The following is a 25963-nucleotide window of genomic DNA, read 5'->3' on the forward strand; positions in this document are numbered from 1 at the left end:
AGTGACCCTCCCCTACTATGTGGATCATCCCACAGGTCAGCGTATCCGGAGCTAACTACAGCTACCAGCCAAAGGTAGCTGTAGACGCTCCGGAAAACGTAGCCAACGACCTGATCAAACACAATATGGCGGTAGCGACCACCGATCCGAATGGAACGGTACCGACCGCCCAGACCGCCCAGCTATCCGCTGACGGTGAAACCGCTACTGATGTGAATCCGGCTGGCGAAACCGCAACCGACGAAGTTACGGGCAGCGAAACAGCTACCGATAATTCGGCTGATGCGGAATCGACTACCGATGCTGCTGACGTGGCTCCGGCTGCTGAGCAGTCAGATGCTGCTGATGTGAACCCAGTTGATGAGGAGTCGAACACTGAGCAGTCGAACGATCCGAACCCAGCGGCTGAAAAATCAGCCGACACGGTAGCTGACGCTAAACCGGCCAAGCCAACCAAAAAATGATCCATTCTGCCCAAACTACGGAGCCAATGCCGGCAAACCTGATCCTACTGGAGACCGTCTCGCAGTGGGTGAATGTCGACGAGAGCGACCCAAGTCTGGCTCGGCTCGTCAAGTCGGCGGCTCTGTGGGCAGAAGGTTACTGCCGGCAGCCCCTGTTTCGTCGTACCTACGTCATCGAACTGGAGGGCTTCGAAGATGGCTATCTGCCGGGCGTGAACCCCGAGATCGTCAGCATCACCTACATCGATGGGGATGGCCAGGAGCAAACCCTGGAAGAACGCACGCATTACAAGCTGTTGACGACGGGCTTGCTCCGCTTCTGGATTGACGATAGAACGAAGTCGGTGACCATCACCTACCAGGCAGGCTACGAAGCGGGTGAGGTTCCCGAAGACATTCAGGATGCGATGCTGCTGAAGATTGAGCACCGCTTCGATAACCGCGCCGATACGATCGAGGAACGGACGACAGCCGCTCAGAAGCTGCTCTACCCGTATCACTACCCCATACTGTGATCAACCGCTCCCGGTTTGTCCGGTGGCTTGTAACTAAATCAATGAAGCTGACTTGCTACCATAGGCCTGTTGATAAGACCCAGATTCCGAATGTTTAACGCAGCATTTTCATCTGCATTAGCCGAATGACCACACAAACGACATACGAACTCCGACTGGCTTTTCCGGTTAGCCTTTTTGCAATAGCCGCACTTATTACAGGTTCGGCTGGTATTGCGGGGATTAACCACCAGTACAGGTACGCCGTAACGTATGGCTTTATAAGTGATATGTTGACGCAACTGACCGAACGACCAGTTGGTGTGCTTGGTGCGCTGTGCTTTTCTAACCGTTGCCCGTTCGCGAATACCCGTCAAATCTTCAAGAGCAATAGCGCGATGGGTGCCTTTAGCCTTTGTAACAAGCTGTTTAGAGATTACATGATTGGTGTTTTTCTGGAAGTTTCGTTGACCGCCCGACAGTTTTTTAAGTCTCCGTTTAGCGGATTTTGTACCAACACTTTGCAAGACCGAACGGCGTTTCTGATACCATTGACGCGTCGCTTCAATGGTAGCTCCACTAAACGATTGTCCATCCGAATCGGTAGCAAGATTGGTAATACCCAAATCGACGCCAAGTACGTCTTCTGGTGTTTCGGTCTGGTCATCAGGAACCTCGCACGTTGCCAGCAGAAAAAATTTACCCTTCGTGTAGAGCAAATCCGATTCGCCTTTCTGGTAAGCAAGCAACGCTTCATTGTGTTTGCCACCAACGTAAGCAATCTTTTGTCTGCCTTCTATCGCCCAGATAGACACTCGCTTTTTGGTCGTATTGTAGGTGAGGATACGGCTATCATACGCAACAGCACCCGTAAGTCGAAAAATGCGCTTACGCGATTTGTCCAGCTTATAACTGTCGGCAACCTTGCTGATACACCGAATAATTACCTGACTACTAAGCTGACAGGTCTCTTTGGTAGGATAGTACCGTTCACGGTGAAGCTCGAACTGTTTGAATTTTTTCTTTTCCCACGCCCAATCCGACAACGCATTACAAACGCTGTTCGCTTCCTTGATGGTTGTCAGCAGCAATTCAGCTTGTCGTTTGGTAGGGAGAAGTTTGATTTTAGCAGTAAGCTTCATACCTCTCTAACTGATAGTTATGCCGTAAAGTTTCTTGTTTGTGAAAATAAGATTATGCCTAAGCTATCTTGGTTTAATTCGGTCCTAATGGGTTTCAGATGATGAAGAAAAAATTACAGTCCGGTGATCTGGACCGGACGGCCCATTTCTACCATCAGCAAACGCTGAAAGACAACGGCGGGGACTACCTCAATGCGCTGGATAACGATCCGTACGCTTCGGTTCCGGCGGCCCGCCTTTCCAGTCGGGGCGATGAAAAGGAGCTGCTGAATCGGCCTACCGAGGTCGGTGTAGAGACGTTTGCCATCCGCTACCGGGACGATGTGCGGGCCACTGACCAGATGAAAATCGACGGGGTAGTCTATAACGTCACCTTCGTCACTGAAGGCGAAGGTCGGCGCCAGTGGACGCTCATTACCGCCAAACGCAAAGATTAATGGAACCGCTGCTCGATACCCGACAATTAACGAACCTGAACCGCCAGCTGAATCAGGCTGGCCGGGCGTTCGACGATCAGGTAGCGGGCAAGGTGCTACGTCAGGCCGTGCAGCCGATGCTACCCGCCATGCGCCTGGAAGCACCGGTCGGAGCCGGCAATGAACGCATCAGCCTGCGCCGTCGGGATAACGTCAATGCCAACGACTACCGTCGGGGCGGGGCAACCCGGCGCGACTTACGCATAAAGCTGGTGGCCGGCGTCGATGGCGAAGCGGCCCGGGTGCTGATCGGTGTGGATAAGCGCCGGGGTAAGGTCGGCTGGCGGGCTCATTTTATTACGCGGGGCACGGTTCGTATGGCTGCCAACGACTTCATTCAGCGGACCTACGACAAGACGATCGCCATTGTCCGCTTCCTGTTTGGGGAAGAGGCTCAAAGCGTCGTCACTAAACTGCTCAAGCAATGATTGGCTCCGTTATCCGCACTCTGTTGATTAATACACCCGCGGTGGCGGCTCTGATCGGTGACCGCATGAAGGCCATCAAGTTCGCCCAGGCGGAGGATCTACCCGCGCTGATGTACTCGACCGATAACCTGCAGCCGCTGGCCTGCCGAAACGGGGGTGGTGTGTATTACGGCACCCTGGAGCTATCGCTGCTGGCCAAACGCTACGCCGAGATTGAGCAGCTACTGACCGTGATCCGCCTGGTACTGGACAATTTCAGCGGGGTGGTGGACGGCTGGAGTCTGTCGATTGAAGCGGGTATCGAAGGGCCTGACGACGAAGACATCGAATTGCAGGCCTACTATAAGCGCATTGATTTTTTCATAACCGCCGAAAGGCAATAAAACCACCGTACAAACAATGGCACAGGCAAGAACGCAAACCGCCGTGTTCGGTAAAGATGAACTGATCTGGGTAACCAAGCCGGGCGGCTCAACGCCTGTACTGATGGGCTGCATGACCAACTTCGACGAGGATGTTCCCGGCGCGGAAGCCGAAGAACTCGCTTGTCGGGAGGGCATCTCGCAGGCTCCAGCGGGTGACGTAAAACCCCAGTCGCTTCAGATTGAATTAATCAGCCGCCGGTTTCCGACCGGTCAGCAGGCCGGACAGGTGACGGCCGATGAGATTAAGAAATGGGTAAAGGACGTCGCCATTCTGACCATCCAGTACGGCGGCAAGTTCGTGGGTGATCCCATCTACACCGTGAGTGGCTGGTTTTCAAACTACCAGGCCAAGAACCCCCAGAAAGGCTTTCGGACCGCGAGCGTGAAATTCAACCCGAGTGCTACGGAGACCGAATCAACGGTTACCAACCCGACGTAATCCGCTTTATCTGGTAAGACGCTGGTACCTGTTAGCAGCGTCTTACCGCTATTTCCACCGTAACCGTACTTACCTCATGAAACCGCTTGAACAAACAAAAGGGGAGTTGACCGTTACCATTAACGGCAAGCAATACACCCTCAAATTCGGCATGCTGGCCGCCAAGCTCGTCGAACAGCACGGCGTCGGCATCACGACCAACGTTGAAATCATGGCCCTGACGCTCTGGGCGGGTCTGATGGTTCGCCACGAACAGAATCAGCTACCCGACGGCTTTGACGTCGCTACGGCCCTTAACTGGATGGACGACATGTCGGACGATGACCTGGCTACTATGCTGGTCGTATCCAAAACCGCCTTCGATCGCATCCCAAACGTAAGCAGTCTGGTCGAAAAAAGACTCGGCATCGTGCCGATCGGCGAAACGCCCAAAGTCAATCTTCTGCCAGACGCCACCTCCAACGCCTTGCCCAGCGGTGGGAAACCCTCCTCGAAGTAGGCTGTGAGCTGGGCCTGAACCCGGCTGAATTCTGGGAAACCACGCCCGCGGACTTCGAACGCATGCGGGCAGGTTACCAGCGACGCAGCCGGGCGGGTGGCCTGTACTTCCGCGAAATCTACGCGCTGCTGGCGAACGTCTACCGTAAGGAAGGCACACCGGCCATTGACGGCACCGACGTGCTGGCGCTACCCGGGGAGAAGAAACCCCGGCGAAAACGTGAGAAGGAACCGCAGCTGGATTATTCCGACGAGGAACTCGCTGACATCAAGGCCCGCATCATAGCGGCCACCACCGTACCACCCGTAACACCCATTACCCCGTGAGTCAGGGCGCTGTTAACCTCCGATTAGGCATGATCGTTACCGATTATGTCGCTTCCTTTAAGCAGGCGACGACGGTAACGAGTCAGTTTGTCAATACCTTCAAACAGCAGTTTGATGGCTTAAAACGCACGGCTGATGCGCCCAAGGGAGCGTTTTCGGATTTAACGCGCACACTGTCGGCTACGGGTCGGCAGATTAAAGACATACTGGCCACGGGCGGTCAGGTGCCCGACGAACTGAGCCGGAAGTATGCCCTGCTCAGGGGGAACGTGGAGGCCGTTAACCGGGCTTTCAATCCGGCCCCTACCCTATCCGGCTTTCAGCAGCTTAACCAGCGGCTATCGGAGACCCGCGCCAAAATGCAGGAGCTGTTGGTGGCAGGCAAGCCCGTTCCGGCTGAACTCTCGGCCGAATACCGCAAGCTTGAAAGCCAGATCAACCAGGTTAACGGCGCGTTTGCGGCCACGCCCTCGCGCATGGACCGGATTGTTGAATCCGGTAATAGACTGTCTTCAGTCGGTCGTAATTTATCGATTCTGACGGCCGGCCTGGCCCTGGTTGGTGCTACGGCCTTCAAGGATTACGCCGACATCGACGGCTTAGTCCGGGGCCTTCGCATCACAACGGGATCGGTTCAGAATGCCAACAAGGAGTTTGCCGAGTTGCGCGAACTCTCGAAGCTGCCGGGTCTGGGTCTGCAGGAAGTCTCGCAGGGCGTACTGCAACTGGAAGCGCTGGGTTTTGCCGGCCGCGAAGCGCAGCGGGACGTGCGGGAGGTGGGTAATGCCATTGCCCTGGGTGGAAAAGGTAAAGTTGAGTTCGGCTCGGTCATTACCCAGTTTACTCAGCTGGCCGGCAAATCCAAAGTACTGGCGGAAGACCTCAAACCGATCGTCAATGCCAGCCCGGTCATTGCCAAAGCGATTCAGAATATTTTCGGCACCGTCGACTCCGAGCAGATTTCGGGTAAACTCCAGGCGGTCGGCAAAGGACCCCGGGATTTCATCAACCTGCTGGTCGATGAGCTCTCGAAGGTCGAACGCGTATCGGGCGGGCCTAAGAATGCCATGGAGAACTTCGGCGACAGCGTCAAGATCGCCGGCTTTGAGATTGGTAAAGCGGCCGACAACGCCTTCAACCTGACGGGGCTGATTGATGGTCTGGGTAACGGGCTGACCGGAGTCGCTACCCGCTTTGGTCAGTTGCCGACGGGTATTCAGCAGGCTACACTCACAGTTGCCGGCCTGACGGCCGCGACTGGTCCCCTGCTGCTCGGCATCGGCTCGGTGATGCGGATACTACCGCTGTTGAAAACGGGCTTTCTGGCCGCATCGGGTCCGATCGGACTGACGGTGGCGGCTGTAGCCGGTGCAGCCGTACTGATTATCGCCAACTGGGATTCCATCAAAAAGGTACTCGTTGATTCGGGCATCTGGTCAGCCGTTTCGGATCTGGTCGATACGGCCATGGCCACCATCAGCGACACCATCAAACTGGCCGTCGATTTTGGCAAAGCCCTCTGGGCTACGTTCGGCTCGCAGTTTATCAGCATCGGTAAATTCGCCTTCGAAGGCGTAGCGAACCTGCTGAAGTTCACGGCGGGCGTTCTGCAGGGAACCTTGAAGGTGCTCACCGGCCTTTTGACGGGTGACTGGCGCAAATTCGCCGAAGGGTTCCAGAACATTGGAGCCTCGCTGTGGAACGCCGTTATCAACTCGTTCACCAGCGGTCAGCGCATCGTCGGTAATCTGTTTGCCGACTTTCTGAGCTTCATCGGAGCGGACTCGTTATCAAAAACCGTCCGCGGTCAGGTCGACAGCATCACCGGCCGCATCAACGGTCTGAAGGTTGCCCTGGAAAACACCAAGAAGGCGGCTGCCTCACCCGTAGCGACCAACAATCCGAGTGCTACCGGTGCTAAACCCACCGCGACGACACCCACCACCAGCGGCCCCAAGATTGATTTCAAGAACCTCAGCCTGGGCAACGACAGCGAGTTTCAGCAGGCCAAAAAACGCCTAAAGGAACTCAAGGACGAAATCAACAGCCTGGAAGTATCGGGCAAGAAAGTCCCTCAGTCGCTGCGGGATGAATACACTCAACTGGCGGCAAAAGTCAAGTCCGCTACGGATTCGACCAAACTGTCGACCAACCCAGTTCGCTCATTGGCCGAAAGTGCGCTGTCAACAAATGAGCGTATTCTTCAACGGCTTACAAGACAATTAAAGGAGGCAGGGGATTCGGCATCGGATGAACTCAAGCGTCAAGTTGCTGTCTTTCAAAAGCTGGTTGAAGATGACAAAAAGCGGGTCAATAATCCCTTACAAAATATCGGACCAGGAATTGATTTATCCGCTATCCGAAAACAAACCCAGGAGGAAATTCGGGCCAGCAATGAAGATAATTTTCGCTTAAAACCAAGAGGGGAAAACGTCCTGTTTAATGAAGTAATTGATTTGGCAGGACGCCAGACGCGCATGTTTGATGCGCTGCAAAATCGGGTTGCTGGTATTAGTGAGTTCTACAAAAAAACTCAGGAAGCAATCCAGAAGGGAGCCCAAGATACGGCAGAAATTACCAAAGGTGCGCGCATTCTACTTGCGGAAGCGGGGGCGAATATTCTAACAGGAATTGGTGAATCAATCGGTAGGGGTCAAAATCCATTAAAAATTGCCCTAAAGTCGGTATTGGACTTAGTGGGTGGGTATTTAATTCAACTCGGTACGGCACTACTCTTTTCGAGTGCCGCCCTACTCGCAGCCGCGCCCGTTACGTTCGGTATAACATTAACACAAGGTATCGGCCAAAAGATTGCCGGTGCTGGCCTTATTGTTGGTGGTGGGCTAGTGAAAGGATTGGCGGCTAAACCCTTCGCGAAGGGAGGTTTAATTGCTGGCCCTACTTTGGCTTTAATGGGCGAATACTCGGGTGCTGTAAATCGCCCAGAATTTGTATCGCCAGTCGATATTGGCGCGGACTTAATTAGTAAACGCATCATCAATAATCTAAAAATCGACGCCGTAAACTCCCAGTCTAACCAGATTCGGCCAGCTACTGAACTGGTATTCCCCGACTATTTACCCGCACAAGAAATACAGGGTGATACCCTATTAACCTGGTATGAACGCGCCGACCGCAAGCAGCGCCGAACCAAAGCGTAAAACTCACCGTACTATGACTTCCTCGCCCGTTGCTACAAATTTCTCAACGATGATTCGGTACGCCCTCGATCTGTTAACGGTCGAGGGGTTTGTTGCCTGCTACGAACAACACCTTGCTGCACTGGGTAATAAAGCGGCTGCCTATGAAGAAACCGAGCGTACCTACGAGACATTTTTTATGAAACGTAGGTACGCTGACCGAGATAGCTTTTATACGACGCTGTGGAGATATAACGAGAATAAGAAGGTTAAGGCAATGGATGGATTTCAGTAATATGAGTCCATGTTTTTCTGTCTTTTATTGCTCGGATTGTTCCGTTTGCAACCCCAAACTTCTCTGCAACTTTTCTCGTCGAATATCCATTCCCTAAGAGCTGTACGATCTTGGGTATATCAAGGTCGCTAAGTTTGGTACCTTTTCGTTCGCTCCCTCTTTTTTTGTTAATGACAGTTGGCTCCAAAATCGCATCAGCGATATGTTTCTTCCGATCAATGTATACCGATGCATCTTTGTACAAAAAAGATACAATACGCCTTACTTGATTGCGTCCACTAACCGATAAAACCTTTATTCTTTCTTGGGAATGGTGGTTAATTATTTTGACATTCACATTGCACTTTCTTGATAGTATTAGGCCGACCGATTGTATAAAAGCCCCTGATCCAATTAAGTAGAATTTGCATTGTTTTCTATTTAAATGTAGGCAACCATCACCATCCGTATAGCCCCTTAAAAAATGGCAGACAAGCGAATCAGGAAGCCATTCAGGATATGTAATTACAAATGACTTGCGCCTAACGCAACCCAACTCGGATAGTCTTTTAGAAAGCTTAGAACTGTATATTCTCAACAGATGCTGCGTGCCACCATTAACACATCTCCCTTGAATAGGTGTTTTATTTGTCTGTGGTTCACGACTAAGTATGGGACCTGTAAATTTTAGGGCTTGCTTAAATTGGTCAAGAATCCTTCCATCTCTTTGCTGAAGAGATATTTTAAATGAAAAGTTAAGAGTGTCATTACACCCATCTGCAAATAATAGTCCTAGAAAATAAGCCTTGCTTTCGCAGTCGATTTCATCAAAATAAGATTCATCAACACTGTATTTGCGTGGTTGCCCCTTATAATGTACCCCTTGCTTGTTCAAATAGTGATACATTGTTCCAGGGGAAATATTGTACTCCTCTTGAATGGCCCTGTTAGTTTTACCGTTGAGGTAATCACTTACCAATTTGGCAATTACGTTGTCTTCCATAAAAATTAAAAAAAGGGGCAACCATAGGCTACCCCTTTTGTGATTTATACGGTGGCTAAATCTTTGATATGCTGATACCGCTTGTACTCATACTCAAGCCTGGCTACCAAATTGATAACCTCCATCACATGAAATACCGCATCGTGCGCGCTTCGTTTGTTCATCTTTCTAAACTCATGCACAAGATATTCGTATAGAATCGAGTTCAGAATCTCGATGTAATCCGCACCACTATTCAGTCGGTAAAATTCGTGGATTACCTTCTTAACGCGTTCGTCGGCATTCTTGAGAAGGTGCAGAATGTGGTCGTGGGGTTGATCGTGCTGATCAGGGGACTGGGGGTTGTTTTGTTCGTTTGGTCTGAGCATGACACAAAAAGTTATAGAATGAAAAAAGAGGCCGGTCACTGCTCAGACCACCATTGCACGAAGCAATGAGAAGAACTAGGGACTTTCACCCTTTGCCGGCCAATATCGTTGTATGTTCTACTGCTTAAGGTATGCGACTTCGTGTTAGAGATGAAACAATGGTTAATCTGAGCAACACTAAGTACGCATCTTTCTAGGACTAAAGCAAGCCTTTCGGAGGTTATTTTTTGCAGTGACAAAAGTAGGAAGCAAACCAGCAGCCACACAGACGTTTTGAGGGAGTGGCAAAACTAATCTTACACAGTCGTTTTTTAATCCTTATCTCAACACGTGTTTAGATATTGACCCTGTGGGTGACTCTAACTTTAGGGTAGCGGAACTAGCCGCCGTAACCCGCTGTGTCAGAGATATATAATACCCGGTTTATTGTCAAGTTTATGACCCGCCCCCCCAAGCACATGGGGGTGTTGCCGGTTGATATAGTCATTGAGTTTAAAAAGCGGGGGTACACCGGCGATCCGGTTGAAATCCGGGCGTCTAAAGAGTCTACTGTTGTTCGGGAGACGGTCGATAGTTCCGATTCGAGATGGACCCCCATTCTTGCCCAGAAGGTGTCTATCAGCCTGTTCTGTGAGGAGTTTTGGGACTTTAAAGACCTCTACGTTGAGACCGATGACACCTACCAGGTTGTCATTACCAAAAACGTTGGTACGCGCTCGAATCCGCTACTGGTTACCGAGTTTACCGGCTGGCTGCTGTCGGACGATGCCGCTGAACCCTATACCGTCAAGCCGTACCGGGTTCGGGTATCGGCTATCTGTGGTTTGGCGCTGTTGAAGAGTCGCCCCTTTGTAGACCTGACGGGTAGACCCATTACGGGTATGCGCGACCTGCTGGATCTGCTGGCCGATGCGCTGCTGCAAACGGGCTACGATTTACCGATCGTAACGGCCGATAACCTCTACGAGCTGTATGATATGGCGTCGGGGCAACTGCTGAACGGGCTACCCAACCCAGCCTACGATCCCCTGAAGCGGACGCGCATCAAAGGTGAACACTTCACCGACGACAAAAACCAGCCGCTAAGCTGTACGGACGTACTGAAGGCTATTCTGGAAGCCAGAGGGGCCAGGCTCACGCAGTGGAATGGCATGTGGTTTATCGTGCGATCGAGTGAGGTGGTGGGTGGCTGGAACCCCTGGAGCGGTGATCCCAGCGCCCTCTGCATGCGCCGGTACGCCGATGCTACGGAGCTTGAGAATCCGCTGGTAGAATACAGGATTCTCAAACAAACAGTAACGCTGCCGGGCACGCTCCGGCCGCTTGCTACGGCGAAGGTTGCCTATGAGCCACCCCTAAAAAAATACACCGTCAAGCAGGATTTTGGCCGCACCATTAACCTGCTGCCCAACGGTAAGTTTTCAGCCTCGGCCGGGGGTTTTCCGACCATCTGGCAACGCAACCGACTCAGCTCCACCGGCACCGACCGCTCGGCCATTTATCTGGGTTCTGGTCTGGAAGGTGATCCCTACCGGGTGCGTATTTACGGCATTGCCTCCGACGAAGCCGATAGGGGCAAGGAGTTTATCTATCAGCAGATTCGGCTGCCTCAGTTTGTGAAGGGACAGGCGGGCTACGTCATCAAAGGCAAAATGCAGGTCAACAACTGCCGGGGCGCTATGCTGATCGTGCAGGGGCAGGTGGAAAACAACCCTCACCCACCCAATGACGGCAAATGGGCGTGGCTGAAAGTAGATGATAAGTCCTGGGATATTCAGCCCAAGAAAAAAGATATGCGTTGCCACACTTTCCCCCACGTTGACACTGTGCCGGGTGTGGCAGAGGGAAAACCTGGCTGGTTGAAACCCAAAATCGGCTGGGGCGACTTCGAACTGGAGTTTAACACCAATCCCTTCATCCGTAACATCCGCATTTGTCTCTGTATTGCCGAATCGCTCGACGGACAAACCTCGACGCCAACGCCCTGGCTGGACTATGCTGACATTCGTGTTGAACGAAAAGTCTCCGATGCAGGGGCGCCGACGGGCCGTTACGAAACCCGTACGCAGGACAATAAGCAGCTTGTCACAACGCCCGAAGCCGATCTGACGATTACGATAGGCGACGTGCCCGACGCGGCCGATGCGACCGGGCATCTGGGTACGCTTTATAAACCTGACGGTCAGACGCCCGCGTCGAAGTGGCTCAACCCAAACGATGTGCAGCACCTCGAACGGGGTGGTTCGATGCTAAGCTACGCCGTTTCCGATCGCTTCGGAGCCTCCATCCGGGCGAAACAAACTTGGGATGGTCAACTCGTCGGTGATCTGCTTTTGGGTCCTTTGTCAGTACCCCAGTTTCCCGACATCACGGGCCCCGATGGGCCGCTATCATTCCAGATCGTCAAGTGGAAGCAGGAGATGCTGTTTCACAAGCACACGATTACCGCCGTAGAAGTAATTGGCGAAGGCGGGGTGCAGCTTATTGGTAAACACTGGGATACGCCATCGGGACCCGTGTCGCTCGAAGTAGACCCGCTGACGGGCGAACCTGCGACAACCCAATCCAAGCTTGATGAAATCACCAAGCAAATCAAAAAGCTGCTGAGTCCAATACTACCGACGCTCAAATTCGAACTGGGCGTTTCGACCCTGCCCGGCTCGCTGGTGCCGCTCGACGAAAGCGATCGTAGTCGCTATCAACTGGGTGTGGAACTGAGCGTGAACGGTAAGGTAATCGGCAACGTGCGGGCGATTGGTCGAAAAATTAACGATCTAAATCTGATTGACGATGGCCAATAGAGTAGCCCGACCCACCCTGACCGCGACCGGCGAAGGCTGGGAATACCAACTCGAACGGGATGGTATTTTCTCGGACTGGTTTGCCTGGCCGTATACGTTTACCACCGATCCGGAAGATGGAGGTGAACTTCGGGCAAACGTCACCTACTGGCTGTACTGTCGGAATCTGGATTTGCCAGGAATCGACGTGCAGGCGGCCAGCTTCAAGTTTACCGAGGACGACCGGATTGTAACTGTCGATCCGGCTGGCAACGATTCCGACGCCGATAATGCGGCCGGGCTGGGGCTTGCGGATGTGCAAACGCTCATTGCTGAAGCGCTAACGGCCGTTACGCTGGAATCAGCTCGTCAGAACGGCCCTGAACTAAAAGGTGAGGTTACCGTAGACTCTGGTTCAATTCGCTTTCAGGCCGATTCGGGCAATTTTGGCGTTGCCTGGGATTACATACTGGAAGGGGGAACGGTGAAGACCGTGACGCTTACCGTGAGCAAAGACGGCGAGATCCTCATCAATGGAGATCCCCTTCCGCTAAATAATTCGCCTGGTGGCGGTATCAACGATGCACTGGGAGTAGACCCAAACGCTACACTATCGATTCTCTTCGGAGCAACGGGTAATATTTACTTCGCTGGAGACGGTAACACCCCACGAGGGTTGTTTTTTCAACGACCGGGTGGCCGGCTGTTAGGGATCGGCGAATTAGGCGACGGGGCGCTCGGCATGGATGATGGCGCCGGCAATCAGCTTCGAATTAAAGACGGGCTGCTGACCTGGAGTGCCAAAGAGATCGCCGGCGCCATGGCCCTGTTTGATCTGATTCAGGCGACCAATCCAACGGGCTGGCTGGTCTACAAAAAGAATGCCCTGCCCGACGGCCGCGACATCTACGACTTTCAGTCGCTGACAAATGAGCAGGCGGCTGACCGGATCGTCACTGATATGAGCGAGACCAGCCTGCGCAAACTGGCTTCCCGGCTCGGCCCCCTCATTGACCCGGACGGCTTCTCGGCTGTGGCCTATAAAGTCGAATTCATCAAATGCGCTGAGGTTCCCGACGACCCCCAAAATGATCAAGATTTTTCGATTACGTCCGCGATGGTCGGCATATGGCAGGATCACAACCTGCAGGTTGCTGAATCTGGAATTCGCGTAGTAGCCTTCCAGAACAAGTATTACAACCCTGAGCAGCTTATGCGCCTGTCGTTTCAGGGTACCTCACAGTGGCGCATTGACTACCCAACCGACGAGGAAGGCAATCCCATCGCCGACGACTATGAAGGCGGTTTCTTATCAATAAAACGCAAAGACCCCCTATGAAACGAGTGTTAACCGTCCTGCTGACACTGCTTACGGTCGTCAGCTTCGCTCAGATCACCAAAAACCCGCGTCGCCCCTCACTCAGTGGCGCTTTTGAGTTGGGCCGCTCGGATGAGGGGCTGTTATTCGTACGCCCCAAAACCGGCGTTGATCTGCTGATTCCCTCGCTCGTGCCCCTGTCAGTTTCTCAGGTTCGGGGGCTCAATCCAACGTTAACGAACCTGTTACCCCAAACCATCGCCATCACAGATGAGGGAAAGACCGGTGTGTTCGTGCTCGATCCTAACGATACCACCACGCCCGATAATACCGGCACCGTGCTGGTGACGGCCGGTGCAAAACGATACAAGCGTCGATACGACACCTGGCTGAATCCGGCCTGGTTTGGTGCCAGGCCGAACGATACCGCCGACGATGCGCCGGCTATTCAAGCTGCCATCAACCACGCGGAGGCCATCAAGGCAGGCATTCAGATCGACGAGGGCCGATACGTCATCGGATCAACGCTCGTCAAGGCAGAATCCTTTCGGGGGCTGGAGATGCGCGGCCGGGGCAGGGTGACTTTCGCCTTTCGGAATCTATCGACGGGCTCCGCCTGTCTGCGCATCGTCGGCGGATCAGGCTACCTGACGGAAAATACCCTTCAAGGCATTGATTTCGTAGGCAACGCGGGTACGGTGGCCGTTGAACTGTCGGGGCAGTGTGGTCAGAAGATCGTAGCCTGTCGGTTTGACTCGTCAGCGACGGGCGTGCTGTTTCATAACCAGGCTGCGAATAGCTTTACCGAATACTGCCAGATTGATCGGTCAGATTTCACGGGCAACTGCCTGGTTGCCGTCGAGTATAAGGTCAGTAGCGGCAATGACAGCTTTCACGGCTCTGGCCTGATCGGCTCCAATACGATCAACTCGAAGGCCGGTGGCCGGGTCATTAAGATCGGCCCGGGTTGCCGCCCCTACAATTTCCCCTTGTGCTTTCAGGTCTGGAATGGATCGGCTGATTACGTGGTGATCGAAAACGCCGGCTACGCCTGCGATGCCTACGGCCACATCACCGTCGAAAACAGCCAGCCCATGCTACTGTGCGCGGGCAATTACATCTACTATACCGGTTCGCTCCACACCTTCGGCGATAACATTCAGGGCGGGGCGTTTCTGCGCTGCAAGTCGACCATCACCAAAAATAACGGCTCGGTTGTCGGTCTGGGGATTGAAAAGAACATCCGGCTCGACTACAGCCCCACCAACTACACCGTCATTATGCCTGCGGGCAGCTACCAGGTGTACGTCAACATCTCGGCCCCCAACTACGAATACCGGGCGGTACTGTATATCCATGCCAGTGGCTTTCCCGGCTTTCTCAATAATCCGGGATCGGTGAGCACGCCGGTTGTGCTTTCTCAGTTCAACGTGGGCTCGCTGGGTGCTCCGGGCTTCGGCATCGATGCAGCCGGCCACCTGACCATCACCAACCCTAACTACCCGGCCTCGGGCCTGGTGGCTCATCTGAGCTACAAGCAGATTTCGGATTACGAGGAGGGTAATTATCCAGGTTCACACTTCTAGTCATGGCAACGGGATATTGGGTATTAGTCTCCAAACTGGACCGCAACGGCAACGTTGAGCTTGATGCGAACGGCGATCCGATTCAGCGAAAGGTACGCGTACCGAAGGGCTTCTCGCTCAACGTCGGCAAAGTCATCTACCCGGACCTACAGGGCTTTGTTGATGACGAAGAGGGCTACGACGAAGCCGGTACGGGGTGCGACGTGCCGACACCGACGTATTTTTTGCGCAATCTGACCTACAGTCAGGAGGATATACGGGCCAATGCACGGGTAACAGCCAACGTCGAAACCAACTACCCCGCTCAATTCCGGCTGTCGGGCCACGGCTACGATTCGGGACTTGTGCAGGGCACGCAGGCCTATCAGGAAGACCGGCAGTTTTACACGTTTGACAAGCAGTTGACGCGTGGACTGACGTATCAGTTGTACGTCCAGCGCTACGACGACACGCAGAGCATTTCACTGGAAGTTACCGTACCTGAATTGCCTTCGCAGCCCGGCCCGACGAGTGCGATCATCAAACACGGGTATCTGTGGGACTCCGATCCGGGCAACCTGGCCTTTTCGTCGTATCTGCTGGTCAACGATGACAGCGACTACGAAGGGCTCTTGCAGCCGCAATCCGGCCAGACGGCCCCCTCGGGCGTCTATCAGACGTACGAAAAAGGCACCTACACGCTCAACGGACAGACGTTCAACCGGCTGTTGCTGTATAAGCCAAAGTTCCTGGGCGGCATCGGCGTTTCGCCGGGCAACTGGAACGACGTAGCGCGTAAGAAGTCGGAAACGAGTGTGAATCATACACTACTGGTGACGCTGAACGCGGGGCAAAACTCCAGCAACATTGTCGAAGTCGGTAACGCCGGCCAGGAGCTGAAGATTACCGGCATCACAACCGTCGACGAAGGCGTCAGCGAAACGCAGTTTACCTCAAACGGTACCGGAGCCGCTACCTGGTCGGTCTCTTCATCGCCAGGTGTAACGATCAATGCGCAAACGGGGGTCTTGTCAGTCTCGACCAACTCAACCTTGGGCGATACGCGAAAGGTAACGATCACGGTCGTGCAGGGCGGCAAAACGGCGACGCTGGAAGTAACCATCAACGATACGAGCACAGTTGGCAACGAAATCACCAAGATTGAAGCTCGATACGAATATGACGGAACGAACATAGACCCGCAAACCGGTGCAGGTGCCTCTAAGACGCTCTTGATTCGCGTGACCCGAACCGGTAGCGTTGAAGCTGAAGTATCGGTGGCCACCGACCGCGACCTGTCGCAATCACCCGGCTGGCAAAACGGACAACAGCCCGGGGGCTTCTGGGAAGATTGTTCAACATCTCGACGGTTGGGCGAAACCTACTACGGCCATCAGCAGACGAATGGCAGCTCAACCACGGCGTACCGGGCCATCGTTCGGCGTAAGGGCACCTCGCAAACGCTGGCGTCCATCAGTTTCACGGCGGATACGATCGACAAAGCCTGGCAGACCATCTACCCAATCGATACCATCCTGACGGTCGAAGATGATTCGTTCGCAGCCTAGCACTTAAGTACCGAGATTACTTAATAACCACCGTAACAAACTATGAAACGATTGCTTTTAATCTGGGTAGGGCTTCTTATGGCCTTACCCGGCTTTGCTCAGAAAAAAGCCCCACAACGCCTAGCCCGTCGCGATCCGGCGACCGGACAAATTCAGTACTATCTGCTGGCCAGCGTACCGCAGAACACCTACACGGTACCGACCGGCAAAAAGCAGTTTGAGCGCGACGCATCCGCTGGCGGTTTCAACCTCATCGTCGAGGATAACGGGATCGTCATACCGGCCGGTACCGTACCTCCCCTGGTTAAGCCGCAGCCACCAACCGGCACGAACGGACTGCTTTCGGCGCAATTCACCTACAACGTAGCCAATAAGCAGCTCAGTATTGAAGGAGCGCCCGCGCCCGGTCAAACGCTACAACTTAAATTCGAGCCGCTGTCCGGTACACTGACCGGCATCCAATCCAATCAGGGGCAAGCGCTGAACGCGGGTGACTATTACCCAGCCGGAACGCTTACCGGCCAGGGCGAGTACACCCAGGAATGGAGCTTGTTCAATATGCCACAAGTGGCGATCCGGATTACCTGGCGACGCGTCAGCGATGGCGCAACGCATAGCTACGTGTTTGGTCCGGTGCAGGCAACGCGGCAGTTATTGTTTACCCGATCATCCGGCAGCGACCCACCGCCGACGCTGACGTATAATTATCAACGTGGCTATTTTTTGGGGAATAGCTTCTTTAGTCACGGAGCGTCAACAGCGATCAACTGGTACCAGAACAATGGCATGGCGGCTAGCGGTCCGGATAAGGACGCTCCGGCTCGCATTGCTGCCCATCTCAGAGCTAACGGCTCACCGTCGTTCGACTACCGCGCTTCAGGCTACGGATCAATTCTGGAGCAGCAGTACGCCAATCCTTCCAGCATCAACTATGCCGGCATTACGGCGGAGGTTACCGAAAAATTTGGGTCTCAAAAGGTTGATTTTATCGCCGTTCGCGTCGGTGAAAACATACCACCCGGCTACAACCAAACAGCGTTTAACCAGACGTTTGATCAAGCCATCGCGGCCATTCCTAAGACCGACAACTGTAAAATTGTCGTATCGGACGGTGTTTGGTTGGGTCACGATGAAGGCCACGCCATGCTCCAAAGCTGGGCCAACGCACGAAGTTATCCCTTCGCTTCGGAAGCGTCAATACGCGAAACCCTTGTGAATGGCAACCGCTTTTCGCCCTATTACGCGTACCAGTATACAGACCCAGGGGTACAGCGGCATTTCAATGACGAAGGGCATCAGCAGATTGCCAATCTGATTATTGCCAAAATTCCGTCTGGCAGCAACGGCGGCAATAACGGTGGAGGAAACCCAACTACACCGGTTTCGGATGCTGAGTTCGATCAATTCGCCCAAATGGCCGACACGCCCTGGGATGAGTATGATAATCGGTTATTTGGCAATGGCGCGGCTGGCACGAATGGTCGTCACCCGAAGGTAGCGATTGGTGAAAAGGATGTGCTGGATAACGGCACGGTTCGCTTTGAGGTCTGGAAGCTGTTCGGGGGTGCGGTGGCTCATATGTCGCTTGGCTCGTCGCGCGACAACATGCTCAACCTCTACGATCTGGGCCGGGGGGCGTACATGTCGCTGTATGGGCATCCGCAGCCGCTTTTCCCTTACAAGGGCAACACATGGAAAAATGGCGGCTGGACCGGCATGAGCCACAACCCCATCCAGGGAGGTGACAGCTTCGACTATCCATGTACGATGCTTAAGCACGTCAAGGCGAATGGCAAGATTTACACAAAGGTCATACTCCAGCAGTGGGCGTTTCACAACCAACCCACTGATGTAGTACTGGAGCAGATCACGAGCCTAGCCTCCAATAACGCCGTTGAAGTCAAAATTCGGTGGACCCAAAACCGGACGGACGAATACGCCAACATCTCGGAACCGACCGCTCAACAGCAGGAATACCCGTGTTTCATGGTGAATGGCGATGATTGCCGGGTGGCGTATGCGCTCGGTGGAGAACCCTTCAACGCTAACAACGATGTACGGGTACTACGCCCCATTGAGAATCTGAATGTCGGCTGGGAGCAAACGCCTATGTACATTTCAGAGCCCTGGCAGGCGGTCGAATACAAACCCGGTCAATGGGGCGGACTGGTGGCTCCAGGCTTTTACCGCGCTACGCAGTCGGCGTATCTCAGGCCCTCCGACGGCGGCAAAAACGAGTTTAGCGACCCGATTGTCTATACGGCTGACGTCAGATCACTACACCTAGACAAAAACGGCTCACAGAAGCATACGTACTACCTGGTGGCCGGCAACAACTACGATGTGGTCCGCAACTTTGCGGCCAGCCTGCCGCGTGAGACAAAACCCGACTGGACGTTTAACACCGCGAAGGGCCGTAATGGCTGGTGGTACAAGCAGTGCGAGGATGAACGCGAACCATTTCCGAGCGATGGGTGGAAGATCACCACGGCCAGAGGTTTGCAATCGGATCAGACCAATGCCGCCGTCAGCAAGTTGTTTTCGCCGGCCATCGGCTACAAAACATCGGATTTCAATACGGTCTATATCCGCTACAAATACTCAGGACCTAGTTCACAGCTTCGATTGTCCTGGATTCGCAACGGCGAAAAAGAAGGCCCTTTAGATCCACAGAAACCCCTGCAGGAAGCTAACCGCTGGCCACGTGGCTGGCGCGGGGGTGGCAGCACCCGCCTGTTCAGTGTAATCAACGACGGCCAGTGGCATACGGCCACCATTAACCTCTCAGGTGGTGACTGGTCCGGTGTCGTGCAGGAGTTTCAGCTCGAAGGCTTTTCTGGTACACCACAGAGTCCCGATCAATTCACGATGATGTATTTCGGCGCTAACAACCCAGGCAATTAACATGAAACAATTCCTTAGCATCATAGCTCTGCTTATTTCGCTGACGGCCTCTGCCCAGGTAACCATCCAGCCGACGCCCTTCTGGGTTAAGGTGTACCGGGGTTATCCAACGGCGACCTACAAGATGACGCTGCCCGCGTCGCTGTCGGCAACGGTGGTAACGACCGTGCTGTATTACGGCGAAGGGAAACTAGCCTTACCCGCTCCCGCTCAGCCAACGCTGAACCGAACGGATAACGATGTTACGATTACGTATCCGAACGTAGCGCTGCTACCCACGACATCGTATCAGGTAATTAAATTTGATGGCGTAATTGGCCTGGTCGGTCCGCTCACGACCAGCTTTGCCTTTGCGGGCATACCCCAAAATCAGTCCACCACCATAACCCTGTCGGGCGGTACCACCGTCACCGTATCGGTACTGGGTTCGGGCGGTGGTGTTTCCTCGGGCATCAGTTCGTTTACGGCCCTGACCGACCGGCCGACCACGCTTTCAGGGTACAATATCACCAACGCCTACACCCAAACGCAGATCAATTCGCTGCTATCGGTCAAAGCCAATACGGCTACAACGCTTTCAGGCTATGGTATCGGTGATGCGTATACCCAGAGTCAGGTCAACACGTTGCTTTCTGGCAAGGCGACTACCGCGACGACGCTTTCAGGGTATGGCATTACAAATGCGTACACGAAAACAGAGGTAGACAATGCGCTGTCGGGAAAAGTCAGCGTCGTTTCAGGTAAGGGGTTATCTACCGAGGACTACACAACGGCTGAAAAGACGAAGCTGGCCGGGCTAAGCAACTTCAACCTGACACTGACTACGACGGGCAGTTCAGGCCCGGCCACCTATTCGGGCGGGGTGCTCAACATTCCGCAGTATGCTGGCGGTGGTGGCGGGGGCGATATGTTCAAGGCCACGTACGATAGCGATAGTGATAACGTCGTTGATCAGGCCGAAACCGCTCCGTGGTCAGGCGTATCGGGCAAACCATCGACGTTCAGCCCATCGGCTCATAGCCACGCGCAAAGTGAGGTAACGGGGTTAGCTGACTCGCTCAGCGTACGGGCGTTCAAATGGCAGCTTTCGGGCTATAAACCCAGCAGTTACGTACCGGCCTGGAGCGAGATCACCGGCAAACCCAGCTTTGCGAGTGTTGCTACCTCTGGTGCCTATACGGACCTGTCAGGACGGCCCTCAATTGGAACAGCAGCAGCGCTGAACGTAGCGGCTACCGGCAACGCGGCCACAGGTGAGGTGGTCAAGGGCAACGATACCCGGTTGACCGACAGCCGAACCCCGACCGCGCACACCCAGACGGCCAGTACAATCACGGATTTCCAAGCTACCGTCAGCGCCAACACCGACGTATCAGCGAACACCTCGGCCCGGCATACCCACAGCAACAAAACGCTGCTGGATACCTACGATCAGTCGAACGCGAACCTCTCGGATGCGGTAACGAAACGGCACAGCCACAGCAATCAGTCGGTACTGGATAATACGACGGCTTCGTTTACGACGGCCGACGAGTCGAAAGTCGATGCGCTCGGAACGGCCTCGACGAAGAACGTTCCGGCATCGGGTAATGCCGCAGCGGGTGAGGTGGTGCTGGGTAGCGATACCCGACTGACTGACGCCCGGACACCGACTACGCATACGCATTTGATCGGTGACGTAACCGGTCTGCAAACGGCGCTGGATGGCAAACAGAATATGATTACGCTCACCACGACCGGCACATCGGGAGCCGCTACGCTGACGGGCAATACACTCAACATCCCGAACTATGCCACGGGTGGTGGCTCAGCTACCCTCACCCGAACGGCCGTCACGGGCAATTATACTGCCCTTACCAGTGATCAGGTACTGGAGGTCAACACCGGTGCAACGAGCACGACGCTCACGCTGCCTACGGCTTCGGGCGTGTCGGGTAAACAGTATTTCATTAACCGTTACGCCAGTGATGTCACGGGGCTGATTACGATTGCCTCGGCATCGGGCGTGCAGGGGCCGGAAGGCTTGCTCACCCTGACGGTCGGCAATACCGGCACCAGTAGCTTTACCATCGCCAACAACACCTACACGTTGCCGACGGACTGGAAGCAGGTTAGTTTCTACTCGAACGGGACGGAGTGGCGGCTGCTCGATTACCAGGTGAACTACCTGCGCAACAGCCAGACGAAAAAGCGGGTGCTGGTGGTAGGTTCGTCAAGCGCGAACGGTGCTGGAGCGTCGGTTGGAACCGGCAGCAGCGCAACCGCGCCCCTCGACCGCAATGGTTGGGCGCAGCAACTCGGTCAGCGGTGGAGTGCCACCCATACGTTCATCAACCGCGCCACCGATGGGGGAACCACCACGACGATTCTGCAAAATCTGGAAAGCTACCTGGTACGCGATCGACCCGATTACGTGTTGGTAGCGCTCACGCTGGGCAATGAGTGGAGTGAAGTGTCAAACCGGCCCACTGGTTACCTGCAATTCATGACCAATTACGCCAAGATTGCATCGATCGTGCGAGCCTACGGCGCAATACCGGTCCTGGTGACCTCGCAGGGACGCAACACCTTCAACGCGACCGACTATAATTACCTGCAAAACCACAGCCGCCAGATCAGCGACATTTCGGGAACCCTAGTGCTCGATCATGGAGGCATGCTCGACAACGGAGCCGGCCAATACCCAGCCAGCATCAACGCCGGAGATGGTATCCACTACGCCTTTCCTACGCATACGCACCTGGCTGATCAGACCCCGAAGTCTTATTTCGAGGGAGCACCCGGAGATGTACCATCGTTTCTGCCGGCCGGCACCGGCACACGCATTACCAGTAGCGCGGCCGTGCAGCCTCTTCAGCTCGATTACGGGTACAAGAGTTTCTGTTTGACGTTCGATCTTCGGCGCGAGTCCGGGGCCGCAGCCAGTACCGTCGTAGCCTCGTTTTCGACCACCAGCAACGCGAATTTTAGGGTGGATGTACTGTCCGACTACCGACTTCAAATCAGTATGGATAACGGCTCGGGTGGCACGACCGCCTTGGTCACATCAACGGCCGTAGTGGGCACGAGCTACCAGACCGTCAGCGTGCGCTACAACGCGCTGCAAAACCAGATTGCGCTGTACATCAACGGCGTCAAAGAGGGCCAGTCGACGAGCGTAGGAAATGGCTGGACAATCGACCGGATTATCCTGGGTGGGCGCATCACAACGGGTGTCAACGCGGTAGACTATTGGTTCCGCAACGCGCTCGTTCATACCACTGCCCCACTCGATCAGACGGTGCTGGACGGTCACCGGGGCCGGGTTAACCGGGGGTCGTTGCTCCTGCTGAGTACCTTCTCAGAGGGGCAGCCGCCGTTCTCGGGCTTCCGGTTCAGTAATCAAACCGGTCTACCGTTTCGATTCGTCAACAACCAATAAACACACTGGATAAGGAAGTTAGATTCCTTTTCCAACTCACCGTACTCATGAACGAAACCAATCTCACCAGCGCTGTTCCTGCCGACGTGCTGATTTTCTTTTGTTTGTTTCTCAGCGCGATGGCGATGCTCTGCCAGGGCAAATACATCAGCCCCGTTGCCGCCCTGCGTCAGTTCTACTGGGGCTTGATCGTAGGAGCCAGCCTGACGGGCTTCTTCATCTGGTGGACCGAATTACCCCTTCGGTCGGCCTGGTGGATCGCGCTGGGTTTGCCCGTCTCCTCGATCTGGGTATCGAAGAAACTCCGGCGCGTGCTGGGCAAAAAGCTCCAGCAGTTTGAAGACCTCACCTTACAGGACTCCCTGAGCCTGATTACCACTACCCTGCGTAGCTTTTTTAAACCACCAATCAATCCATCGTAACACTATGAAAGTCTTAACGCTTCTGTTTCTGTTTGCGGCTACCAACGCCGTCCTGGTGTTCCTGGCCCGGCTGTCGGCAGATGTACCGGCCCGGGTCCGCATCAGCGTAGCCGCCATTGCGGCCAGCTTCTGTCTGACTTTTCTGCTGGTCTGGCGCCTGCCCCTGCACACTGACTGGGGGCTCAACTCGCTGAGTATATCGATTACCGTTACCGCCCTGCTGGGTTTTCAGTATCTGGGGTCAGGTGAGCTCTCCCGGGAAGAACGCATGAGTTTGCTCCGACGCTATGCAGCAGGCCTGATCATCACTTCGATTGCAGCCGTACTGGCCACGGGTCTGATCTACCAGCTTAACAAACAGCAGCTCTCGGCTCCTGCTCCCCGCGTACCTATTCAGCCAGATACGGCGAAACGGGTCACTGTCGATGCGTCGACTCAGAAAGCTATCGATGATTTCAAAAAACTGGCGCAATGAGACGGGAACGCAATTGCCTAATCCTGATCAACCTGATGCTGGCCATAGCGGGCCTGCTACTGGTAGAGTGCGCCAAGGGGCAAGCCCTATCGATGCCGGCGCATCTGTCACGTGATCCGGCCTACTGGTATAACCAGTACCAGCAGCAGCGCGTCCTGAACGAGGGCTTGAAGCAGTCGGGGCTGACGGCCATTACCGGACTGGAGAAAGGTTTGAAATCTGCTAATGATACGATCAGTCGGCAGAATCGAACGATTGTCACCCTGACGGATCAGGTTAACCGGCAGACCGGACGAGCGGAAGCGGCTGAAGCGGCTCTGAAGCCCGTGACGGATGAACGCGACCGGCTAAAGGGAAAGACCTGGGCGGGTAAGCTGCTCCGTAAAGCCAGGGATGGCCTGGCCGTAGTGGGTGGCGTGACGGTGTTGATTGGAGCCGCAACGTTGCTGTAATCGCCATAAATGCGCCCATGAATTCATAAAAACGTATGCGGTTTGCGCCAAAGCGTGTGTAAACCGCACATAAACTGCACATAATATGGCTAAGCTAATGGAGATCATCAATGGCAAAACGTTCTCCCATATTTTTTTCTGCCCCGGCTGTCAGTGTGGCCATGGTGTTAATGTAAAACCGGACAATCAGGCTCCGGTCTGGACGTTAGTCGGAACCCTGGACAATCCTACGGTTCAACCCAGCATTCGGGTTCAGAGTGGTAATGAGCATGGTCCAACCGTCTGTCACAGTTTTATCACCGACGGCAAGATCCAGTTCCTCTCCGACTGCACACACGCGCTGGCTGGCCAGACTGTTGAGCTACCGGATATGGACGACTGATTTTGCTGAATCAGCCCCAAAATATTCCACTTAAACCCGGAAAGATATTCCGGACCACCGTACCATGAATAACTTACAGATTTCACCTAATGGCATCGACTTTATTAAGAATGAGGAGGGGTGCAAACTGAAGGCTTACCGCGATGTCGTCGGTGTGTGGACAATAGGCATCGGCCATACCGGTTTTGACGTAACACCCGGCAAGGTCATCACCTATGCCGAAGCGCTCAGATTGCTGGACAACGATCTGGATAAGTTTGAAGCGGCTGTCAATCGTCACGTAACCAAACCGCTAACACAGCACCAATTTGATAGCTTGGTGAGCTTATCCTTCAACATTGGTGTGAGTGCCTTTGCGGGCTCGACGCTACTGAAGCTGGTCAACATCAACCCCAATAATTCCAGCATTCGCGCTCAGTTTATGCGCTGGACGAAGGGAACGGTTAATGGCAAGAAAATAGACCTGACCGTACTGGTAGCCAGACGAAAGCGGGAAGCGGACTTGTATTTCAGATAAGACAAAAGGGTAAATTGAGGAAGTACCGACAGCCCGGCCACATTGCAGCCGGTAATTGTTCATACCCTCATCCCGCACGAACCACTTGGCCCGCATGTCCTGAGCGTCCAGCACGTTCAGAAATTCGGAGTGGTTGCCGATTTCGTTCAGGTCGTTGGGCGAGGGAGTTGCCGTGCAGGCCAGCTTATAGGGCGTATCGCTGAAAGCTTCCAGTATTGCCCGCTTGGTGGCACCGGTGAAGTTTTTCAGAATCGACGATTCATCCAGTATTACACCAACGAATTCATCGACGGGCAAACTGTCAAGCTGTTCGTAATGGGCTACGTAGATAACATCGGGTAAATACGCATTTTGAGCCATTTCGGGCATCCAGCGAACAACGCCTTCGACCTGAAACTTACGTGCTTCGTTGAGTGTCTGAGCGGCTACGGCCAGGGGTGTAAGGATAACAACGGGTCGGCTAGTGAACTTTACGACCTCCTCAGCAAAGCATAGCTGCATCAGGGTTTTGCCCAGACCACAATCAGCAAAGATGGCGTACCGCCCGGCTTTCAGCGCTTTCTGAACAATATGCCGCTGAAACGGAAACAGATTCTGGTTAAGCTGATCGGGGTTAATATCGAAGCCTGACTCGGAAACCCGGGTTATTTTGGAAGCGATTAATTCGTCGTATGATTCCAT

The 25963-nt window shown here is 54.1% G+C and carries 24 protein-coding genes and 1 pseudogene; 21 read left to right on the top strand and 4 right to left on the bottom strand.

Features of this window, described 5'->3' with window-relative positions; all coding sequences use genetic code 11:
• Window positions 1–17: 17 nt before the first annotated feature.
• Window positions 18–464: a hypothetical protein gene (locus tag BN8_RS16520; protein ID WP_009283057.1), complete on the top strand. Its 447-nt coding sequence runs from the start codon at window positions 18–20 to the stop codon at window positions 462–464.
• Window positions 461–979: a head-tail connector protein gene (locus BN8_RS16525; RefSeq protein WP_009283058.1), complete on the top strand. Its 519-nt coding sequence runs from the start codon at window positions 461–463 to the stop codon at window positions 977–979. The genes BN8_RS16520 and BN8_RS16525 overlap by 4 nt, the downstream gene beginning before the upstream one ends.
• Window positions 980–1017: 38 nt before the next feature.
• On the opposite strand, the gene BN8_RS16530 is transcribed toward BN8_RS16525, so the two are convergent.
• Window positions 1018–2100 carry an RNA-guided endonuclease InsQ/TnpB family protein gene (locus BN8_RS16530; RefSeq protein ID WP_009283059.1) on the bottom strand — a complete coding sequence of 361 codons (1083 nt, stop codon included), beginning with the start codon at window positions 2098–2100 and terminating at the stop codon, window positions 1018–1020.
• A gap of 101 nt (window positions 2101–2201) precedes the next feature.
• On the opposite strand from BN8_RS16530, the gene BN8_RS16535 reads away from it, so the two are divergent.
• From BN8_RS16535 to BN8_RS16570, 8 genes are all read left to right on the top strand, one after another.
• On the top strand, window positions 2202–2537 hold the full coding sequence (locus BN8_RS16535) for a phage head closure protein (RefSeq protein WP_192579069.1): 336 nt from the start codon (window positions 2202–2204) through the stop codon (window positions 2535–2537).
• Window positions 2537–3004, top strand: a complete 468-nt coding sequence (locus BN8_RS16540) for an HK97-gp10 family putative phage morphogenesis protein (protein WP_009283061.1) — start codon at window positions 2537–2539, stop codon at window positions 3002–3004. Before BN8_RS16535 ends, BN8_RS16540 begins: the two co-directional genes overlap by 1 nt.
• Entirely contained in the window at window positions 3001–3387 is a 387-nt protein-coding gene (locus BN8_RS16545) for a hypothetical protein (RefSeq protein ID WP_009283062.1), read from the top strand. The genes BN8_RS16540 and BN8_RS16545 overlap by 4 nt, the downstream gene beginning before the upstream one ends.
• A 16-nt stretch (window positions 3388–3403) precedes the next feature.
• Window positions 3404–3868 (top strand): hypothetical protein, encoded by a 465-nt coding sequence (locus tag BN8_RS16550; protein WP_009283063.1) that lies wholly within the window; start codon window positions 3404–3406, stop codon window positions 3866–3868.
• A 76-nt stretch (window positions 3869–3944) separates the two neighbouring features.
• Window positions 3945–4367 carry a hypothetical protein gene (locus BN8_RS33620; protein WP_009283064.1) on the top strand — a complete coding sequence of 141 codons (423 nt, stop codon included), beginning with the start codon at window positions 3945–3947 and terminating at the stop codon, window positions 4365–4367.
• 62 nt (window positions 4368–4429) lie between these two features.
• Window positions 4430–4693, top strand: a complete 264-nt coding sequence (locus BN8_RS33625; RefSeq protein WP_009283065.1) for a hypothetical protein — start codon at window positions 4430–4432, stop codon at window positions 4691–4693.
• Window positions 4690–7854, top strand: coding sequence for a tape measure protein (locus BN8_RS16565; protein WP_192579070.1), 3165 nt, complete (start codon window positions 4690–4692; stop codon window positions 7852–7854). Before BN8_RS33625 ends, BN8_RS16565 begins: the two co-directional genes overlap by 4 nt.
• A gap of 13 nt (window positions 7855–7867) precedes the next feature.
• Window positions 7868–8128 carry a hypothetical protein gene (locus BN8_RS16570; protein ID WP_009283067.1) on the top strand — a complete coding sequence of 87 codons (261 nt, stop codon included), beginning with the start codon at window positions 7868–7870 and terminating at the stop codon, window positions 8126–8128.
• On the opposite strand, the gene BN8_RS16575 is transcribed toward BN8_RS16570, so the two are convergent.
• Together BN8_RS16575 and BN8_RS16580 are read right to left on the bottom strand one after the other, a co-directional pair.
• On the bottom strand, window positions 8103–9110 hold the full coding sequence (locus BN8_RS16575) for a hypothetical protein (RefSeq protein WP_040006174.1): 1008 nt from the start codon (window positions 9108–9110) through the stop codon (window positions 8103–8105). The two genes, BN8_RS16570 and BN8_RS16575, sit on opposite strands and share 26 nt — an antisense overlap.
• Before the next feature lie 44 nt (window positions 9111–9154).
• The gene (locus BN8_RS16580) at window positions 9155–9478 is read right to left on the bottom strand and encodes a hypothetical protein (protein ID WP_040006175.1); all 324 of its coding nucleotides are present in this window, start codon (window positions 9476–9478) and stop codon (window positions 9155–9157) included.
• A 437-nt stretch (window positions 9479–9915) separates the two neighbouring features.
• Here BN8_RS16580 and BN8_RS16585 point away from each other — a divergent pair, with 437 nt between their 5' ends.
• The 11 genes from BN8_RS16585 (at window position 9916) to BN8_RS33925 (ending at window position 25282) form a co-directional block, all read left to right on the top strand.
• The gene (locus BN8_RS16585) at window positions 9916–12279 is read left to right on the top strand and encodes a hypothetical protein (protein WP_009283069.1); all 2364 of its coding nucleotides are present in this window, start codon (window positions 9916–9918) and stop codon (window positions 12277–12279) included.
• On the top strand, window positions 12269–13597 hold the full coding sequence (locus tag BN8_RS16590) for a hypothetical protein (RefSeq protein WP_009283070.1): 1329 nt from the start codon (window positions 12269–12271) through the stop codon (window positions 13595–13597). The genes BN8_RS16585 and BN8_RS16590 overlap by 11 nt, the downstream gene beginning before the upstream one ends.
• Window positions 13594–15162 (top strand): putative phage tail protein, encoded by a 1569-nt coding sequence (locus BN8_RS16595; protein ID WP_009283071.1) that lies wholly within the window; start codon window positions 13594–13596, stop codon window positions 15160–15162. Before BN8_RS16590 ends, BN8_RS16595 begins: the two co-directional genes overlap by 4 nt.
• 2 nt (window positions 15163–15164) lie before the next feature.
• On the top strand, window positions 15165–16709 hold the full coding sequence (locus BN8_RS16600) for a BACON domain-containing protein (protein WP_009283072.1): 1545 nt from the start codon (window positions 15165–15167) through the stop codon (window positions 16707–16709).
• A 42-nt stretch (window positions 16710–16751) separates the two neighbouring features.
• Complete coding sequence (locus tag BN8_RS16605) at window positions 16752–19613, top strand: hypothetical protein (protein ID WP_040006176.1); 2862 nt, start codon at window positions 16752–16754, stop codon at window positions 19611–19613.
• A gap of 1 nt (window position 19614) precedes the next feature.
• The gene (locus BN8_RS31865) at window positions 19615–23034 is read left to right on the top strand and encodes an SGNH/GDSL hydrolase family protein (RefSeq protein WP_009283074.1); all 3420 of its coding nucleotides are present in this window, start codon (window positions 19615–19617) and stop codon (window positions 23032–23034) included.
• 47 nt (window positions 23035–23081) lie between these two features.
• Window positions 23082–23456, top strand: coding sequence for a hypothetical protein (locus BN8_RS16615; RefSeq protein ID WP_009283075.1), 375 nt, complete (start codon window positions 23082–23084; stop codon window positions 23454–23456).
• A gap of 4 nt (window positions 23457–23460) precedes the next feature.
• Complete coding sequence (locus tag BN8_RS16620) at window positions 23461–23931, top strand: hypothetical protein (protein ID WP_009283076.1); 471 nt, start codon at window positions 23461–23463, stop codon at window positions 23929–23931.
• Complete coding sequence (locus tag BN8_RS16625; protein ID WP_009283077.1) at window positions 23928–24383, top strand: hypothetical protein; 456 nt, start codon at window positions 23928–23930, stop codon at window positions 24381–24383. The genes BN8_RS16620 and BN8_RS16625 overlap by 4 nt, the downstream gene beginning before the upstream one ends.
• 85 nt (window positions 24384–24468) lie before the next feature.
• Entirely contained in the window at window positions 24469–24765 is a 297-nt protein-coding gene (locus BN8_RS16630) for a ubiquitination-like system serine protease family protein (protein ID WP_009283078.1), read from the top strand.
• A 64-nt stretch (window positions 24766–24829) separates the two neighbouring features.
• On the top strand, window positions 24830–25282 hold the full coding sequence (locus BN8_RS33925; protein ID WP_040006178.1) for a lysozyme: 453 nt from the start codon (window positions 24830–24832) through the stop codon (window positions 25280–25282).
• Between the two features lie 171 nt (window positions 25283–25453).
• On the opposite strand, the pseudogene BN8_RS33930 reads toward BN8_RS33925, so the two are convergent.
• A pseudogene (locus tag BN8_RS33930) lies at window positions 25454–25963 on the bottom strand (hypothetical protein); the annotation flags it as partial.

The sequence above is a fragment of the Fibrisoma limi BUZ 3 genome, from assembly GCF_000296815.2.
Lineage (GTDB): Bacteria > Bacteroidota > Bacteroidia > Cytophagales > Spirosomataceae > Fibrisoma > Fibrisoma limi.

What these genes read in the sequence shown, in the direction of transcription:
- BN8_RS16520 (WP_009283057.1), top strand. Translation starts at nt 18, where the DNA reads ATGTGGATCATCCCACAGGTCAGCGTATCCGGAGCTAACTACAGCTAC.
- BN8_RS16525 (WP_009283058.1), top strand. Translation starts at nt 461, where the DNA reads ATGATCCATTCTGCCCAAACTACGGAGCCAATGCCGGCAAACCTGATC.
- BN8_RS16530 (WP_009283059.1), bottom strand. Translation starts at nt 2,100, where the DNA reads ATGAAGCTTACTGCTAAAATCAAACTTCTCCCTACCAAACGACAAGCT.
- BN8_RS16535 (WP_192579069.1), top strand. Translation starts at nt 2,202, where the DNA reads ATGAAGAAAAAATTACAGTCCGGTGATCTGGACCGGACGGCCCATTTC.
- BN8_RS16540 (WP_009283061.1), top strand. Translation starts at nt 2,537, where the DNA reads ATGGAACCGCTGCTCGATACCCGACAATTAACGAACCTGAACCGCCAG.
- BN8_RS16545 (WP_009283062.1), top strand. Translation starts at nt 3,001, where the DNA reads ATGATTGGCTCCGTTATCCGCACTCTGTTGATTAATACACCCGCGGTG.
- BN8_RS16550 (WP_009283063.1), top strand. Translation starts at nt 3,404, where the DNA reads ATGGCACAGGCAAGAACGCAAACCGCCGTGTTCGGTAAAGATGAACTG.
- BN8_RS33620 (WP_009283064.1), top strand. Translation starts at nt 3,945, where the DNA reads ATGAAACCGCTTGAACAAACAAAAGGGGAGTTGACCGTTACCATTAAC.
- BN8_RS33625 (WP_009283065.1), top strand. Translation starts at nt 4,430, where the DNA reads ATGCGGGCAGGTTACCAGCGACGCAGCCGGGCGGGTGGCCTGTACTTC.
- BN8_RS16570 (WP_009283067.1), top strand. Translation starts at nt 7,868, where the DNA reads ATGACTTCCTCGCCCGTTGCTACAAATTTCTCAACGATGATTCGGTAC.
- BN8_RS16575 (WP_040006174.1), bottom strand. Translation starts at nt 9,110, where the DNA reads ATGGAAGACAACGTAATTGCCAAATTGGTAAGTGATTACCTCAACGGT.
- BN8_RS16580 (WP_040006175.1), bottom strand. Translation starts at nt 9,478, where the DNA reads ATGCTCAGACCAAACGAACAAAACAACCCCCAGTCCCCTGATCAGCAC.
- BN8_RS16585 (WP_009283069.1), top strand. Translation starts at nt 9,916, where the DNA reads ATGACCCGCCCCCCCAAGCACATGGGGGTGTTGCCGGTTGATATAGTC.
- BN8_RS16590 (WP_009283070.1), top strand. Translation starts at nt 12,269, where the DNA reads ATGGCCAATAGAGTAGCCCGACCCACCCTGACCGCGACCGGCGAAGGC.
- BN8_RS16595 (WP_009283071.1), top strand. Translation starts at nt 13,594, where the DNA reads ATGAAACGAGTGTTAACCGTCCTGCTGACACTGCTTACGGTCGTCAGC.
- BN8_RS16600 (WP_009283072.1), top strand. Translation starts at nt 15,165, where the DNA reads ATGGCAACGGGATATTGGGTATTAGTCTCCAAACTGGACCGCAACGGC.
- BN8_RS16605 (WP_040006176.1), top strand. Translation starts at nt 16,752, where the DNA reads ATGAAACGATTGCTTTTAATCTGGGTAGGGCTTCTTATGGCCTTACCC.
- BN8_RS31865 (WP_009283074.1), top strand. Translation starts at nt 19,615, where the DNA reads ATGAAACAATTCCTTAGCATCATAGCTCTGCTTATTTCGCTGACGGCC.
- BN8_RS16615 (WP_009283075.1), top strand. Translation starts at nt 23,082, where the DNA reads ATGAACGAAACCAATCTCACCAGCGCTGTTCCTGCCGACGTGCTGATT.
- BN8_RS16620 (WP_009283076.1), top strand. Translation starts at nt 23,461, where the DNA reads ATGAAAGTCTTAACGCTTCTGTTTCTGTTTGCGGCTACCAACGCCGTC.
- BN8_RS16625 (WP_009283077.1), top strand. Translation starts at nt 23,928, where the DNA reads ATGAGACGGGAACGCAATTGCCTAATCCTGATCAACCTGATGCTGGCC.
- BN8_RS16630 (WP_009283078.1), top strand. Translation starts at nt 24,469, where the DNA reads ATGGCTAAGCTAATGGAGATCATCAATGGCAAAACGTTCTCCCATATT.
- BN8_RS33925 (WP_040006178.1), top strand. Translation starts at nt 24,830, where the DNA reads ATGAATAACTTACAGATTTCACCTAATGGCATCGACTTTATTAAGAAT.